This is a genomic window from Arthrobacter sp. USHLN218 (assembly GCF_037144715.1).
Classification (GTDB): Bacteria; Actinomycetota; Actinomycetes; order Actinomycetales; family Micrococcaceae; genus Crystallibacter.
This window is the reverse complement of record NZ_JBBCYT010000007.1, coordinates 68,144-82,916: the sequence shown is the minus strand read 5'-3', so window position 1 is coordinate 82,916 and position 14,773 is coordinate 68,144. Positions and strand designations below refer to the sequence as shown.

At 69.4% G+C, this 14,773-nt stretch carries 11 protein-coding genes, 2 tRNA genes and 1 pseudogene; 2 read left to right on the top strand and 12 right to left on the bottom strand.

The genetic code is table 11. From position 1 onward, the window contains the following. The first annotated feature begins 127 nt into the window (after window positions 1-127). Window positions 128-655 (top strand): DUF1697 domain-containing protein, encoded by a 528-nt coding sequence (locus WFH44_RS16050; RefSeq protein ID WP_336714927.1) that lies wholly within the window; start codon window positions 128-130, stop codon window positions 653-655. On the opposite strand, the gene WFH44_RS16045 is transcribed toward WFH44_RS16050, so the two are convergent. The 6 genes from WFH44_RS16045 to WFH44_RS16020 form a co-directional block, all read right to left on the bottom strand. Continuing rightward, complete coding sequence (locus WFH44_RS16045) at window positions 648-2,288, bottom strand: GTPase family protein (RefSeq protein ID WP_336714926.1); 1,641 nt, start codon at window positions 2,286-2,288, stop codon at window positions 648-650. The two genes, WFH44_RS16050 and WFH44_RS16045, sit on opposite strands and share 8 nt — an antisense overlap. After that, the gene (locus tag WFH44_RS16040) at window positions 2,285-4,045 is read right to left on the bottom strand and encodes a GTPase domain-containing protein (RefSeq protein ID WP_336715205.1); all 1,761 of its coding nucleotides are present in this window, start codon (window positions 4,043-4,045) and stop codon (window positions 2,285-2,287) included. Before WFH44_RS16040 ends, WFH44_RS16045 begins: the two co-directional genes overlap by 4 nt. Window positions 4,046-4,222: 177 nt before the next feature. Then, window positions 4,223-4,295, bottom strand: a tRNA-Glu gene (locus tag WFH44_RS16035). 120 nt (window positions 4,296-4,415) lie between these two features. Next, window positions 4,416-4,487, bottom strand: a tRNA-Gln gene (locus tag WFH44_RS16030). A 152-nt stretch (window positions 4,488-4,639) separates the two neighbouring features. Next, window positions 4,640-6,142, bottom strand: coding sequence for a glutamate--tRNA ligase (gene gltX / locus WFH44_RS16025; RefSeq protein WP_336714925.1), 1,503 nt, complete (start codon window positions 6,140-6,142; stop codon window positions 4,640-4,642). Window positions 6,143-6,174: 32 nt separating this feature from the next. Next, window positions 6,175-6,621 carry a MarR family winged helix-turn-helix transcriptional regulator gene (locus WFH44_RS16020; RefSeq protein WP_336714924.1) on the bottom strand — a complete coding sequence of 149 codons (447 nt, stop codon included), beginning with the start codon at window positions 6,619-6,621 and terminating at the stop codon, window positions 6,175-6,177. Between the two features lie 110 nt (window positions 6,622-6,731). Here WFH44_RS16020 and WFH44_RS16015 point away from each other — a divergent pair, with 110 nt between their 5' ends. Next, window positions 6,732-8,552, top strand: coding sequence for an ABC transporter ATP-binding protein (locus WFH44_RS16015; protein WP_336714923.1), 1,821 nt, complete (start codon window positions 6,732-6,734; stop codon window positions 8,550-8,552). 116 nt (window positions 8,553-8,668) lie between these two features. Here WFH44_RS16015 and WFH44_RS16010 read toward each other — a convergent pair whose 3' ends face one another. From WFH44_RS16010 to WFH44_RS15985, 6 genes and pseudogenes are all read right to left on the bottom strand, one after another. Beyond that, the gene (locus WFH44_RS16010; RefSeq protein ID WP_336714922.1) at window positions 8,669-9,268 is read right to left on the bottom strand and encodes a hypothetical protein; all 600 of its coding nucleotides are present in this window, start codon (window positions 9,266-9,268) and stop codon (window positions 8,669-8,671) included. Continuing rightward, window positions 9,269-10,042, bottom strand: coding sequence for a fumarylacetoacetate hydrolase family protein (locus WFH44_RS16005; RefSeq protein WP_336714921.1), 774 nt, complete (start codon window positions 10,040-10,042; stop codon window positions 9,269-9,271). It abuts the gene before it with no gap. 71 nt (window positions 10,043-10,113) lie between these two features. After that, entirely contained in the window at window positions 10,114-10,896 is a 783-nt protein-coding gene (locus WFH44_RS16000; protein WP_336714920.1) for an MBL fold metallo-hydrolase, read from the bottom strand. A 91-nt stretch (window positions 10,897-10,987) separates the two neighbouring features. Further along, a pseudogene (locus WFH44_RS15995) lies at window positions 10,988-12,021 on the bottom strand (M14 family zinc carboxypeptidase). A 441-nt stretch (window positions 12,022-12,462) separates the two neighbouring features. Then, window positions 12,463-13,566 carry a branched-chain amino acid aminotransferase gene (locus WFH44_RS15990; protein WP_336714919.1) on the bottom strand — a complete coding sequence of 368 codons (1,104 nt, stop codon included), beginning with the start codon at window positions 13,564-13,566 and terminating at the stop codon, window positions 12,463-12,465. Window positions 13,567-13,621: 55 nt separating this feature from the next. Continuing rightward, the gene (locus WFH44_RS15985; protein WP_336714918.1) at window positions 13,622-14,689 is read right to left on the bottom strand and encodes a 3-isopropylmalate dehydrogenase; all 1,068 of its coding nucleotides are present in this window, start codon (window positions 14,687-14,689) and stop codon (window positions 13,622-13,624) included. Window positions 14,690-14,773: the final 84 nt, after the last annotated feature.

Genomic DNA, 14,773 nt, shown 5'->3' with positions numbered 1-14,773 from the left:
CTGTCTACGTTGTCGGCCTGGTTGGCTTCCGCACTGGAACCTATCACGCAGCCGCCGCCGGCCACCGGGCAGGCCGCGCCGCGCCGCGCGCTGACACCTCCGCCGGCTCCCCGGTATGATCCGGCGCATGACGAGCTATGCGGTGTTCCTGCGGGGCGTGAATGTCGGCGGCATCAACCTCAAGATGGCGGACCTGCGGCAGGCCCTGGCCGAGCTGCCCCTGGCCGACGTGAAGACGCTGCTCGCCAGCGGGAACGTCGTCTGTTCCAGCGAGGCGCCGGCCGGCGAGGTCAAGGCGCTGGTGGAGGCGAAGCTGCGCGAGCGCTTCGGTTACGACGCCTGGGTCATCGTGCTCACCGCGCAGCGGCTGGCGGAGCTGGTGGCCGGCTGCCCCTACCCGGCCGACACGCCGGACGTGCACGCGTACATCACCCTGGCGTCCGATCCGGCCGCGCTGAAGGAGCTCTTCGACGCCGCCGCAGCCGCGGGAGCCGAACAGCACCTGCTCGGACCGGAGGCCAGCGCGTGGACCGTGGCCAAGGGAAGCACGCTGGAGAGCCCGGTGAGCAAACTGAGCGCCAGACAGCGCTACAAGAGCACGACGACGACCCGCAACGTGCGGACGCTGCACAAGGTTCTGGCCGCCATCACCTGAGCCCGGCCTTGGCGGTCCTGCCATTCCGCGCGGCTGCGACGGCGTGCCTGAACCGGTTGCAGCGCTCGACTTCGTCCGCCACCGGGGCGACCACTTGGGCCTCCGCCACCTCGTCCACGCTGGCGCGCAGCCGCCGTCGCGCTTTCGCCGTCCGGGATCCCGCCACGGCGCGGGCCACGGCCGCGGAGAGCAGCGCCAGCAGCACGCCGAGCAGCACGCCGGCGACGAGCATGAGGGTCGGCACGGGGAAGCCCTCGACGCGCGGCACGGGCGGCACTTCGAACTGCAGGTAGCCGAGCACCGCCAGGCCCAGCAGCCACAGCGCGCCGGCCAGCGCGGCAGCCAGGGCGACCCACTGGAGCAGGCCCACGAGCGGCCACCACCAGGATTTCCGGTTCGAACCCAGATCGGTGTGTGCCAGGGCCTGGTCCAGGGCGTCCGGAAGGACGTCCGCCCGGGAGCGGGCCGCCCGCCTGATCGATGCGCGCCAGGCTTCGGGGGCGCCCCGGCCGGCCGCGTCGGCGAACCCGCGCAGCGCGGCATCGGTCTGGGCCCGCTGAGCCGGGCCGGGCGCGGGCAGCGAGGACCGGCTCAGCGCCGGGTCGATGTCCCTGCGGTCCAGGTTAAGCCGCTTCAGCGGGTCCCGGCGGAGCCGCCCGAGCCAGCGGGTCAGCGGCCAGCCGGTGTGCCGGTGCGCCTGCCGCCGGTACGAGCGGCCGACCGTGTCGGCAACCCGTTCCACGCCGGCAGCGGAAGACAGCGCGTTGGAGAGCCGGCGCCGGGCGTCCTTCGACGGCGCGGGCAGGTCCGAGTCCGCGGCGGCGCCGGCCAGGGCGTCGGCGCCGGCCGCCACGTCCGCCAGGAGCCGCTCGGTTCCGGCCCGGCGCTGCCGCACCACGTCGCCGATGGCCGCGCGCAGCCCGTCCACCCCGGCCCCGGTCACCGCCGACACCGGATGGATCTGGACGTTGGCCAGGCCGTCCGCGGCGAGGATGTCCCGGAGGGAAGACAGCACCGGCTCCACCTCGTCGGGAGCGAGCCGGTCGATCTGGTTCAGCACCACCATGGTTACGGCCTCGTGCGAGGCCAGCCGGCGCAGGAAGCCGTTGTGCAGCGCGGCGTCGGCGTACTTCTGCGGATCCACGACCCACACAAGGACGTCCACCTGCCCCACGAGCCGCTCCACGATCCGCCGGTGCTCGGCCGCCGTGGAATCGAAGTCCGGCAAGTCCAGCAGGATGAGGCCGGGCGGGCTGTCCGCGGATGCGTCATCCGGCAGGACGTGCCGCTGGTTCACCTCCAGCCAGTCCAGCAGCGGCCCGCTCCCCTCGGGCGTGCGGATGCCGGCCAGCGGCTCCGCGGTCGTCGGCCGGCGGGCGGTCGCGACGGCGATGCGGCCGCCGGTCACGGCGTTGAACAGCGAGGACTTTCCGCCTCCGGTGGCGCCGAAGAAGCCGACGACGGTGTGGTCGGCTGAGAGCGACCGCCGTGCGCTGGCCCGCTCGAGGACGCCCAGGACAGGCGCCAGCTCCTGCTCCTGCAGCCTATCCCCGGCCAGCTCCCGGGCCTCGGACAGCGCTTCCAGCCGCTGCTGCAGCGTGGAGGTATCCCCGGGCCCGCGATGGCGGCTCATACCGCGTCTCCCGCACCGATGCGCGCGGCGAGGTCGTCCAGCCGAGCGCGAAGCTCCCGCCATTCCGCGGGCGTCCCCTCCGCCGGGACCGGCAGCCTGTCCGTGAAGCGCCGCGCTTCCTCGTCCATCAGCTCCTGCGTCCTCTGCTGTAGCCCCGCACGCGCCTTGCGCGCCAGCCGGCGCACCGCGTCGTCGCCGAACACGGCCTCCAGCAGCTTCTGGCCCACCACGGCGGTCCCGCCGGCCACGCCGACTTCCAGGCCGGTGAGTCCACCGGTGGTCGCGAAGACCACGATCATCAGCGCCACGCCCAGGCCGTTCACGCCGAACGAGAGCATCCTCGCCTTGAACCGTTTGTCCGTCCCCTCGGTCCGGATCAGCTCCAGCAGGTCCCCCTGCCAGGCCCGGATCTGCGCGGCGGCTTTCCCGGCGAAGCCCTCTCCGGCGCCGGTCAGGTCCGCGCCGGCCAGCAGCTGGCGGCCGGCCGGGTCGTCCCGCCAGCGGGCCTGGGTGTCTTCGGCCGCTTTCTCGGCCTCCTCCACGATCACCGACTGCAGGCCGGACTCGATGGCCGTCTCCACCGTGGCCGACGGTTCCGGGCGGCCGCTGAAGAACGCAGCCACGCGGTCACGCACCCGCCCGATGCCGCTCTCCAGCGAGCGGAAGAACTCCCCGGTGCCCACGAAGTCCTGCCACCGCGCCAGCACCTCGCCGCGCAGCAGTGTCCCGTCCTCGGTCGCGGCCAGCGCCCGCGCCGTGGCTGCCCGGTAGGCGCCGAGCGCGTCTGTGCGAAGCCGTTCGGCGGCCTCGGCCTGCTCCTCCCCGGCCCGGGCTACCTCGGCGACCTTGGCACCGAGCAATCCCACCGCGCCGCCGAGCGTGCGCCGCGCGATCCCGGCCCGGACCGGGGCGTCCGCGGCGAGCCGGGCGAGCCACTCGCGGATCGGTGCCACTGCCTCCAGCGGGAGCATCCCCCGCCCGTCCAGCTCGGTCTCCGCAACAACAAAAAGCCTGGCCGCGCCCAGGCCGCGCTGCTGCAGCATAGCGGCCAGGTCCTCCCGCACCTCCTCCTCCACCCCCGGCGGCACGCGGTCCAGTACGACGGCGACCGTGATGTTGCGTCCGGCGGCTTCCGCAAGGAGGTGCCACGGTACGGCATCGGCGTAGCGGTTGGCCGTGGTCACGAACAGCCACAAGTCCGCGGCCGAGAGCAGCTGCGCCGCCAGCAGCCGGTTCTGCTCGGAAACGGAGTCGATGTCCGGCGCGTCCAGCAGGGCGACGCCCCTCGGCACCACGGCGTCGGCGACCAGCCGCAGGGAACCGCCGTCACAGGACGCCGCTCCCTGATCTCCGGAGGCGGGCGTAAGCCGGCTCAGTCCCGGGAGGATGCGCTGGTCCTCGAACCACCGCCGGTCGGCGGGGTGGTGGACCAGGGTCGGCTGGCGGGTGGTGGGCCGGATGGCTCCGGCCCGGGAGACGGGCCTCTGCACCAGCGCGTTGACCAGGGTCGACTTGCCCGCCCCGGTCGACCCGCCGACGACGGCAAGCAGCGGGGCATCCAGGCTGCGCAGCCGGGGCAGGATGTAGTCGTCGAGCTGGACGGCCGCGGCCCGGGCACTCCTGCGGGCAGCTGCCGCCTCCGGCAGGTCGAGGGGCAGCTCCACGGCGTCGAGCCTGTCCCGAACCTCCTGCAGCAGCACCGCGCCCTCCGGCCCGGGGTCCGTCGCAGCTTCCGTCGTCCTGTCCACGCACACCATCATGCCAGCCAGGGATGCCGCGACCCGGGAAGAGCAAGGAAAAACAGCTGCTGTGAAAAACCGGCAAACGGGAGCACGGAAAACGCCGGCTGCGGACATTTCGGGCATAAACCCGGGAAAGGCACACAGATACAAAAAAGCCGGTCCCGGACATTCCTGTCCGGGACCGGCTATCGGTGACCCCAGCGGGATTCGAACCCGCGTTACCGCCGTGAGAGGGCGGCGTACTAGGCCGCTATACGATGGGGCCTTGCACTTTTCCTAACCGGCTTTCGCCGCTCGGGCTAGAAGAGTATTGCATACCTTCCGCCCGGCTGCCAAATCCGTGGATTTGGTTCAAATCCGCCGCTAAACGGTGGACTTGCCAGCGCTGGGATACCAGGACTCGAACCTAGAATGACGGTACCAGAAACCGTTGTGTTGCCAATTACACCATATCCCAATGGCACTTCCGGACCTTGCCCGCCAGGCCTTCCTGACCGGCTGAGCCCCTCAGCACGAGTAATTACTCTACCGGATGCCCCCGCTGTTTTTCAAAACGGGAGGGGCCTTTTTGGCTGAGCCGTACGTCACACTGCCCGGAAGTGCCGCTCATCAGGCGTTGCGGAAGGCCTTAATGCGGGCCAGGGAGGAGTCCTTGCCCAGGATGACCATGGATTCGAACAGCGGCGGCGAGATCCGGCGGCCGGACACGGCGGTGCGGACCGGGCCGAACGCCAGCCGGGGTTTGAGCCCGAGGCCGTCCACCAACGCGCTGCGCAGTGCCAGCTGGATATTCTCCGCCGTCCACTCCCCGACCGGCTCGAGCGCGGCCAGCGCGGCGTCCAGCGCCTCGGCCAGGTTCTCCGGCAAGCCCTTTCGCGCGTCGGCCGCGACGTCGATCTCGTTGTCTGCCTTGAACAGGAAGGCCAGCATCTCGGGCGCCTCGCCCAGCAGGCCGATGCGCTCCTGGACGAGCGGCGCGGCCTCGGTGAGGATCTCGTCTTCACGGTCCGTCAGAGACTCTCCGACCAGGCCTGCCGCCTGCAGATACGGCACCAGCCGGTTGCGGAAGTCCTCGGCTTCAAGCATGCGGACGTGGGTGCCGTTGATCGCCTCGGCCTTCTTCAGGTCGAAGCGTGCGGGGTTCGCCAGCACGTCGTGGACATCGAAGTTCTCGATCAGCTGCTCGACGGTGAAGATGTCCTCGTCCGCCGAGAGGCTCCAGCCCAACAGCGCCAGGTAGTTGAGCAGGCCCTCCGGAATGAAGCCGCGGTCCCGCAGCAGGAAGAGGTTGGACTCCGGGTCGCGCTTGGAGAGCTTCTTGTTCCCCTCGCCCATGACGTACGGCAGGTGGCCGAACTCCGGCATGTACTTGGCGATGCCCAGCTCCATCAGGGCCCGGATCAGCACCACCTGGCGCGGCGTGGAGGAGAGCAGGTCCTCGCCGCGCAGCACGTGGGTGATCCCCATCAGGGCGTCGTCGACCGGGTTGACCAGCGTGTAGAGCGGTGAACCGTCGGCGCGGACAATGACGTAGTCGGGAATGCTGCCGGCCTTGAAGGTGATGTCACCGCGCACAAGGTCGGTGAAGGTCACATCCTCGTCGGGCATCCGGACACGCAGCACAGGTTCGCGCCCCTCGGCCCGGAACGCGGCGACCTGCTCGTCGGTCAGGTCGCGGTCGAAGTTGTCGTAGCCGAGCTTCGGGTCGCGCCCGGCCGCCTTGTGCCGGGCCTCGACCTCGTCCGGGGACGAGTAGGACTCGTAGGCGAAGCCCGCCTCGAGCAGCTTGGCCACGACATCCTTGTACAGGTCCAGCCGCCGCGACTGGCGGTACGGCTCATGCGGCCCGCCCACCTCCACGCCTTCGTCCCACGTGATGCCGAGCCATTTCAGCGCCTCCAGCAGCTGCTGGTAGCTCTCCTCCGAATCCCGTGCCGCATCGGTGTCCTCGATGCGGAAGACAAACGTGCCCTTGGTGTGCTTGGCATGCGCCCAGTTGAACAGCGCCGTGCGGATGAGGCCCACGTGGGGCGTTCCGGTCGGCGACGGGCAGAACCGGACGCGGACAGTCGTTTCGTCGGAAGTAGAGGCGGGGGCAGCATCAGTAGTCATAGTGCCACCCAGTTTAGTAGACGGGCCGCCCCCTAGCCCGACGGTGGGGCGTCCCCGTTCCCGCCGCCGCGCTCCGGACGAAGCTTCCGCAGCGACAGTGCCAGCGACTCCCGCTCCTCGGGCGTGAGCACGCTGAAGTATTCGTCGGCTTCGGCCAGCTGGGCCGCTCTGATGTCCCTGCGCCGCTGTTCGCCTTCAGGCGTCAGCGACACCACGGTGGCCCGCCGGTCCCCCGGGTCGGGTTCGCGCGCCACCAGCCCCAGGGCCTCCAGCCCGTCCACAACCTCGGTCGTGGAACGGGCAGCGATGCGCAGCCTTTCGGAGAGGACGCCCAGACGCATCGGGCCGTGCCGCCCGAGTTCCCCCAGGGCGCGCGACTGCCAGGGCGAGATGCCCCAGGGCTGCAGCATGCTGCGGGAGCGGCCGCGCAGGGCCCGGGCCACCGCCCAGAATGCATCCAGCAGGTTTTCTTCGGCCATGGGAATAGGCTAGCAGAAATGCCTGTTGTATCCTCATAGTGAGGCCACCTCATCAATACTGGCGGCGGGCAGTCCGCCGCTCCCCCTCAGCAGAACGGGGGTGATTCCCCTTGGAATCCTTCTCACCAGGTCCCCTGCCGGGGACAGACGGCGGTTCCGGCCGCCGCAATGCCCGCGGGGTCACCGCGGCAGAGCGCGACCAGGCCCGGCACGTCCCTCTCCGCCGGATTGCGGCGCTCTTCAGGTCGCACCGTGGCGCGCTCGCCCTTGTCACCGTGGTCATCGTGGCGTCATCCATCGTTTCGATGGCCTCGCCGTTCCTGCTCCGCGCCGTGATCGACGATGCCCTGCCGGACCGCAACCTTCGGCTGCTCGTGACGCTGGTCGCGGGCATGCTCGCGGTCGCCATCCTGACCGCCGTGCTGGGCGTCCTGCAGACCTGGATCAGCACGCGCGTGGGCCAGCAGGTGATGCACCGGCTGCGCTCGGAGGTTTTCACCCACCTGCAGCGCCAGTCCGTGGGCTTCTTCACCCGCACCCGCAGCGGGGAAATCCAGTCGCGCATCACCAACGACATCGGCGGCATGCAGCAGGTCGTGACCAGCACTGCAACCAGCATCGCCGCGAACCTGACCACCGTGGTTGCCACCGCCGCGGCCATGGCAGCCCTGTCCTGGCAGCTGTCCCTGATCTCCCTGGTCGTCATGCCCCCGGCCGTCCTGCTGACCCGCAAGGTCGCGCAGCTGCGGCTCGCCGTCACCGCGGCCAAGCAGCGCGAGCTGGCGGACCTGAACGTGACGGTCGAGGAAAGCCTGTCCATCAGCGGTATCCAGCTGAGCAAGACCATGGGCACCGGCCCGGCCCTGGCGGAGCGCTTCGCCCGTTCTTCGAGCCGGCTCATCGACCTGGAACTGCGGTCGGAACTGGCCGGACGGTGGCGCATGGCCACCATGAGCATCATCTTCGCGGCGGTCCCCGCGGTCATCTACCTCGCAGCCGGGCTTCCCGCCACCGCCGGCGCCCTGTCGATCGGCACCGTCGTCGCGTTCACCACCCTGCAGACGGGCCTCTTCCGTCCGCTGATGGGCCTGCTGAACGTCGGCGTGCAGGTCATCAGCTCGCTAGCGCTCTTCGCCCGGATCTTCGAGTACCTCGACCTGCCGGTAGAGATCGCCGACCCGCCCTCGCCCAGGACCATCGAACCGGCTACGGTCCGCGGAGACGTCCGCTTCGAGGACGTCAGTTTCAGCTACCCGGGCAGCACCAGCCGGGCGCTCAGCGGCGTCAGCCTGGACGTTCCCGCCGGCAGCACCCTGGCCCTGGTCGGCGCCACCGGGTCCGGGAAGAGCACGCTCGCCTCGCTCCTGGCGCGGCTGCAGGATCCCCAGGACGGCCGGGTGACCATCGACGGCGTCGACATCCGGAGCCTGCGGCTGGCGGACCTGGCGCGGATCGTCGGCGTCGTCAGCCAGGACACCTACCTCATGCACGCCACCATCGCCGAGAACCTGCGCTACGCCAAGCCGGACGCCACCGACGCCGAAATTGTGGAGGCCGCCCGCGGGGCCCGGATCCACGAACTCATTACCTCCCTGCCGGACGGCTACGACACCATGGTCGGCTCGCGCGGCCACCGGTTCTCCGGCGGGGAGAAGCAGCGCCTCGCCATTGCCCGGACGCTGCTGCGCAATCCCCGGATCCTGATCCTCGACGAGGCCACGAGCGCCCTGGACACCCGGACCGAGCGGGCCGTGCAGGAGGCCTTCGAGCAGCTGTCCGTCGGCCGGACCACCATCACCATCGCGCACCGGCTCTCCACCGTGCGCAACGCGGACCAGATCGCCGTGCTCGACGGCGGCAGGGTCGCCGAGGCGGGCACGCACCAGTCCCTGCTGGAGTACGGCGGGCGCTACGCGGCGCTCGCGGCCTGAGACCGCGGCGGCCGGAAACGGAGTCCCGGCCGGAAGCCGCCCCGCCGGCGGCCCGGCCCAGGTCCGGGGATGCCCGCGGCCCGCAGCCGTGCCTGGCTCGAGGGTCCTTCGGAGGATCAGCGCACGGCCTGCAGCAGCAACGCGTAGGTCCCGCCGCAGACCGCAGCACCGGCCAGCGCCGAGCCGGCCAGAACCGCCGCCGTGCCGCGCCCGAGCACATGCTGCGCCCAGAGTCCCGCGGCGGCGGCCGGCCAGGCCGCCAGCCCCGGCAGGCCCAGCATGAGCGGCAGGATCACCGCCATCGCCCCGTAGGACACCGCCGGCCAGCCGAGCCGGACCACTCTGGACAGCAGCAGGACCGCGCCCAGTCCGGCGCAGGCGGCGAAGATCACCGCCGCCAGGGACAGCGGCCCGTCGAGCCAGCGGATCGCGCGCAGCGTACCGTACATGAGGGCGCCGGCGCAGACGGCCAGCGGGGTCAGCCCGAGACGGCGGATCCCCTGGCGCAGCTGACCGTCCCGGTCCAGCTTCGTGACGATGAGCCACGGCAGCAGGCAGGTCAGGACGGCGGCACCAATCCCCCAGGCCAGCGCCCGGACCCCGGAGGAGCCGGCCGCGGCGCCCAGCACCATCGCCGCGCCCCACACGACACCGGGCGACAGCACCGCCGCCACCAGCCGGGCGGCGCGCACCCGGGCGGGCACCGCCGTCGTCACTTAGCGGCGGGCGGTATTGGAGAGGCGGCCGATCCCCTCGATCTCCACCTCGTAGCGCTGGCCGGCCTCGATGGTGCCGACGCCGGCCGGGGTGCCGGTCATGATGATGTCGCCCGGCAGCAGCGTGAAGGCCTGCGAGACGTAGGACACCAGCTCGCGGACGCCCCAGATCATCTGCGACGTGCGGCCGTCCTGCTTCAGCTCGCCGTCGAGCCGGCCGCGCACGGCCAGATCCTCGGGATCCAGTTCCGTCTCGATCCAGGGGCCGATCGGCGCCGAGCCGTCGAAACCCTTGGCGCGGGCCCACTGGTTGTCGGTGCGCTGGGCGTCGCGCGCGGTCAGGTCGTTGCCGCAGGTGTAGCCGAAAATGACCTCGTCCACGCGGTCGACCGGCACGTCCTTGCAGATCCTGCCGATCACCACGCAAAGTTCGGCCTCGTAGGAGACCTCGTCCGAGAACTCCGGCAGCGGCATCGGCTCGTTCGGGCCGATGACCGAGGTGTTTGGCTTGAGGAACATCAGCGGAGCCGGCGGCGTCTCGTTGCCCATTTCCCGGATGTGCTCGGCGTAGTTGCGCCCGATGCCCACCACCTTGCTCCTCGGGATGATCGGGGCCAGCAGCCGGACATCCTCGAGCTTGTGGCGGGTGCCGGTGGGCTGGACGCCGGTGAAGAACGGATCGCCGCTGATGACGGCGATTTCCTCGCTGCCTTCGTCTCCCTCGACAATGCCGAAGGCCGGGTCGGAATCAACTACAAATCGGGCTATACGCATGGGGTTAGCCTAACGTTTTGCCGCCCGGTTCGCGGCGACGGCGCGGACCGCCGCCTGGCTACCGAAGGAAGTCAGCCGCGCAGGTAATCCAGCTGGGCCGCCACGGAAGCTTCCGCGGCCCCGCGGACCGACGGGTCGATGTCGAAGTAGACCTGGTCGGTCACGGCCGCAACGGAGGCCTCCCCGCCCAGCACCTCGAGAGCGGCCCGGATCTGCTCGAGCCGCTGGAACCGGTGGTCGGAGTATTCGCGGCAGATGGCGGCCAGGTCCGGCAAGGTCCCTCCGTGCGCGGGCAGCACCGTGGCCGGCCCCAGCCCCTGCAGCCGCGCGAGGGAGTCGAGGTAGGGCCCAAGCCGCCCGTCCGGGTAGGCGATGATCGTGGTGCCGCGGCCGAGGATGGTATCGCCAGTCAGCACGGAGCCGCGGGCGCCGTCCTCCGGCAAGTGGAAGGAGACCGAATCCGCGGTGTGGCCGGGCGTGGCAAGCACGTCGATCCGAACCCCCGCCGCCTCGATGGTTTCGCCGTCCCGCAGCGGCTCCCCGCCATGGCACTGCGCGGCATCCAGCGCGCGCACCGGTGCGTCGGTTAGCTCGCGGAACCGGGCGCTGGCCTCCGTGTGGTCGATGTGGTGGTGCGTGATCAGCACGAGCTCCACCTGCCCGGTGCCGGCGAGCTCCCGCAGGTGGGTCTCGTCCAGCGGTCCGGGATCGACGACGGCGACGCGGCGGCTTTCGGGGGCAGCGATGACGTAGGACTGGGTTCCGTCCAGGGACATCGGACCCGGGTTCGGCGCGAGCCGGTAGCGGGTGAGGTCGCTGCTGCGGACCAGGGCGGAGTTCGTCTCTGCATGCACGGCTCTATTGTGGCACCCGGCGGAGGCTGCGGGCGCTGACCTCGCGATCCGCGCCCGCAGCCGTTTCCCAAGGACCCTGCTCGGGCCGCCGCTACTCGCTGCGGGTGTTCTGCTCGGCCAGGGTGTCCCAGAAGGACGTGTCCGCGTCGACGATCGAGCCGTCGGCGATGGCCCGCGCCGTTGCCTCCAGCGTGGTCACGGTCTGCTTGATCAGGTAGCCGTTCGACTTCTGGCCCAGCACGTAATCCTCGCGGGAGTGGTCGCTCATGCCGCGCATCTCGAAGAGCAGCGTGGAGATGCCGTACTCCACCGCGATGCCGTTCCGGCTGATGGTCTCCGCGCTGCCGCCGACGTACTTGCCGAGGTGTCCCCAGCCGGTCGGGTCAATGGCGTCGAACACCACGGCGCCGAGCTTCTTGGAGCCCTCGAGCACCGCGGGATCGACGTTCGGCGTCGTCGGATGCAGGATGGAGCCGGAAACGAGCTGGCCGTCGCGTTCGCTCTGTGCCCCCTGGTGGTGCAGGTCGATCATGTAGTCGATACCGTATTTGCGCATGACGTTTTCGTGCAGCGCACGGGTCTCCGGCTCGACCTTCGCCACGTGGTCGCGGTTGAGGTCGACCTCGTTGGCGTTGTAGCGGGTCAGGTGGCGTCCGCCCGAGGCGATGTAGTCGTCCAGGGAGAAGTCGACGTCGCCCATGGCGCCGTCCGGGTTGAGCATCGGGACGACGAGGATGTTGACGCCGTCGAGCACGCCCTGGTTCTTGCCGGTGCCCAGATGCTTGATGAACTCGAGGGCTCCCTCGGTGGTCAGCTGCTCGTTGCCGTGCTGCTGCGTCAGGTAGAGGATGGTCGGGTTGTCCGCGGGTTGGAGATGTATTTGGCCAGGTACAGGTCGCGGCCCTTGACGCTCTGGCCGATGACTTCAAGGTCCAGCCGCTCCTGCTTGGCGTCCTGGGACTTGAGTTCTGCCACCAGCTGGTCATAGGTATGCAAGATGGACGTGTTCACCGTCTCGTTGCCGCCGTAGCTTGGGCCTTCCCCGACGGCGGCAGCGGGTACCGCCGTTCCGGCGGTGACGACGAGCGCGCCGGCCAAGGCTGCTGCGGCAAGGGTCTCTCTCATGAAGTGGTCCTCCTGTGGACAGTGCGAGTGAATAACGAACCGGCTACCGGCCCGATTGGGCTTTCCCAATCCCCCCCTGCTCGAACGCTACAGTCCACCGCCCGCATCAGGCTAGATTGATCGATCAATCAGCTGGAGATACGGCTGAAAGACTCCGCCGCTCTGGCCCTTTCGGAGCCGCTGTGGCAGGATGCAGTGCGCGTCAGGATGACACCGCGCCGGCGTGTGCCATGCCAGGATGTGCCGCACCGCAATGAGCTGCCCTCAAGATGCGTTGTGTGCGCGGAAAGCCCGGGCCGAAGATCCGTGCACGAAAAAGGCAGAGCCCCCGCCCGCTTGCGCGGAAAGGGACTCTGCCTGCGTTTCGCCTTCCATTCGCCGGGACTCGAAGAGCCAGCGGCGAGGGGCGCGAACTGGGCCAGGGCCGGCCAGGCGTCGGTGTTATGCCAGCCGGGTCAGCCAGCCGTAGGTGTCCTCGACATCGCCGGTCTGGATGCCCAGCAGCTGCTTCCGGATGGACATCGAGACCTCGCCCGCGCCGCTGCCCGGGGAGGCGATGGACCCATCCTTGGTCTTCAGCTCGCCGATGGGCGTGATGACGGCGGCCGTGCCGCAGGCGAAAACTTCAGTGATCTCGCCGGAGTCGACGCCGCTGCGCCATTCATCAATGGTGATCTTACGTTCCTGGACGTCCATGCCGCGGTCCTTGGCCAGCTGGATCACGGAGTCGCGGGTGACGCCGTGCAGGATGTTCCCGTTCAGCTCGGGAGTAACCAGCCGGCCGTCGGCGAACACGAAGAAGATGTTCATGCCGCCGAGTTCTTCCACGGCATTGTCGTTGAACGGATCGAGGAACAGGACCTGCTTGCAGCCGTTGGCTTCGGCTTCCAGCTGAGGAGCCAGCGACGCCGCGTAGTTGCCGCCGCACTTGGCTTCCCCCGTACCGCCGCGGCCGGCGCGGGCGTAGTTCTCCGACAGCCAGATCGACACCGGCTTGAGTTCGCCGCCGAAGTAGTTGCCGGCGGGCGAGGCGATCACGCGGAACGACACTTCGCGGGCCGGGCGCACTCCGAGGAAGGCCTCGGTGGCGATCATGAACGGCCGCAGGTACAGCGCGGCGCCTTCTCCGCTCGGGATCCAGGCCTTATCCACGGCGACCAGCCGGCGCAGCGACTCCAGGAAGGTTTCCTCCGGGAGTTCCGGCAACGCCAGGCGGCGCGCAGAGAGGTTCATCCGCTTGGCGTTGGCCTCAGGACGGAAGGTCCAGACGGAACCGTCGGCGTGCTTGTAGGCCTTCATGCCTTCGAAGATTTCCTGCCCGTAGTGCAGGACCGCGGACGCGGGATCCATCATGATCGGGCCGTACGGCTCCAGCCGCGCGTTGGACCATCCGCCGTTGCCCTCCATGTCCACTTTGTAGTCGACGACGACGGTGTGGTCCGTGAAGTGGTTTCCGAAGCCCGGATCGGCCAGGATGGCGGCACGTTCTTCGTCGCTCTTCGGGTGATCGGAGAGTTGCTGGGTGAATTCCAGCGTTGTTGTCATTGGTCCTCCACGTCTGAACAGCACGACGTTGTGCAGAAAAGTTAATGATCGCTAACTAGCGTACTGCCAAAAGAGACGCAATCGCATCGCCGGTCTCGGCAGTGCTGCGTACCCCGGTGCCGCGCACGGCGATGTCCTTCTCGACCGCCTGCTCCACGCGGGCGGCAGCGTCGGAGAGCCCGAGGTGCTCCAGCAGCAGCGCCACGGACAGGATGGCCGCGGTGGGATCCGCCTTCTGCTGTCCGGCAATGTCAGGCGCAGACCCGTGGACCGGCTCGAACATCGACGGCGCCGTGCCCTCCATATTGATGTTGCCGCTGGCCGCCAGGCCGATGCCGCCGGTCACCGCGGCGGCGAGGTCGGTGATGATGTCGCCGAACAGATTGTCGGTGACGATGACGTCGAACCGGGACGGGTCGGTCACCATGAAGATCGTTGCCGCATCAATGTGCAGGTAGTCGACGGCGACTTCCGGGTATTCACGCGCGACTGCTTCGACAGTCCTCCGCCACAGGTGTCCGGCGTGGACCAGCACGTTGTGCTTGTGCACCAGGGTCAGCTTCCTGCGGCGCTGCTGTGCGCGGCGGAAAGCATCGCGGACCACCCGTTCGACACCGTAGCCGGTGTTGACCGAAACCTCGGTGGCAATCTCGTGCGGCGTTCCCACCCGCAGCGCGCCGCCGTTGCCGACATACGGACCCTCGGTGCCTTCGCGGACCACCAGGAAGTCGATCGCGCCGGGGTTGGCCAGCGGACTCTGCACACCGGCGAAGAGCTTGGCCGGCCGGAGGTTGATGAAGTGGTCGAGGCTGAAACGCAGCTTCAGCAGCAGTTCACGTTCGATCAGCCCGGAAGGGATCCGGGTGTCGCCCGGGGCGGCGCCGATCGCGCCGAACAAGATGGCATCATGGCTACGCAACTGGTCCAGGGTTTCGTTGGGCAGCGTCTCCCCCGTGGCCAGCCAGTGCTCGGCTCCCAGCCGGTACTCCCGGAGGTCGAACTCCACGGGCTCCTGCGCCGTGGCGGCCTGCAGGACCTTGACCGCTTCAGCGATGACCTCGGGACCGATGCCGTCGCCGGGAATGACTGCCAGAGAAATTGCCTTGGAATCTGCTGCGTTCATACCCCTAGTTTAGGAACTCGTCCCACATTCTGAGCAAGGCATCTCACTAAGTGGACACTTTGAAAGGGACACAGTCCGGCCAAG

Coding starts and splice junctions, on each gene's coding strand:
- WFH44_RS16050 (WP_336714927.1), top strand. CDS start 128: ATGACGAGCTATGCGGTGTTCCTGCGGGGCGTGAATGTCGGCGGCATC.
- WFH44_RS16045 (WP_336714926.1), bottom strand. CDS start 2,288: ATGAGCCGCCATCGCGGGCCCGGGGATACCTCCACGCTGCAGCAGCGG.
- WFH44_RS16040 (WP_336715205.1), bottom strand. CDS start 4,045: ATGGTGTGCGTGGACAGGACGACGGAAGCTGCGACGGACCCCGGGCCG.
- gltX (WP_336714925.1), bottom strand. CDS start 6,142: ATGACTACTGATGCTGCCCCCGCCTCTACTTCCGACGAAACGACTGTC.
- WFH44_RS16020 (WP_336714924.1), bottom strand. CDS start 6,621: ATGGCCGAAGAAAACCTGCTGGATGCATTCTGGGCGGTGGCCCGGGCC.
- WFH44_RS16005 (WP_336714921.1), bottom strand. CDS start 10,042: ATGCGTATAGCCCGATTTGTAGTTGATTCCGACCCGGCCTTCGGCATT.
- WFH44_RS15990 (WP_336714919.1), bottom strand. CDS start 13,566: ATGACAACAACGCTGGAATTCACCCAGCAACTCTCCGATCACCCGAAG.
- WFH44_RS15985 (WP_336714918.1), bottom strand. CDS start 14,689: ATGAACGCAGCAGATTCCAAGGCAATTTCTCTGGCAGTCATTCCCGGC.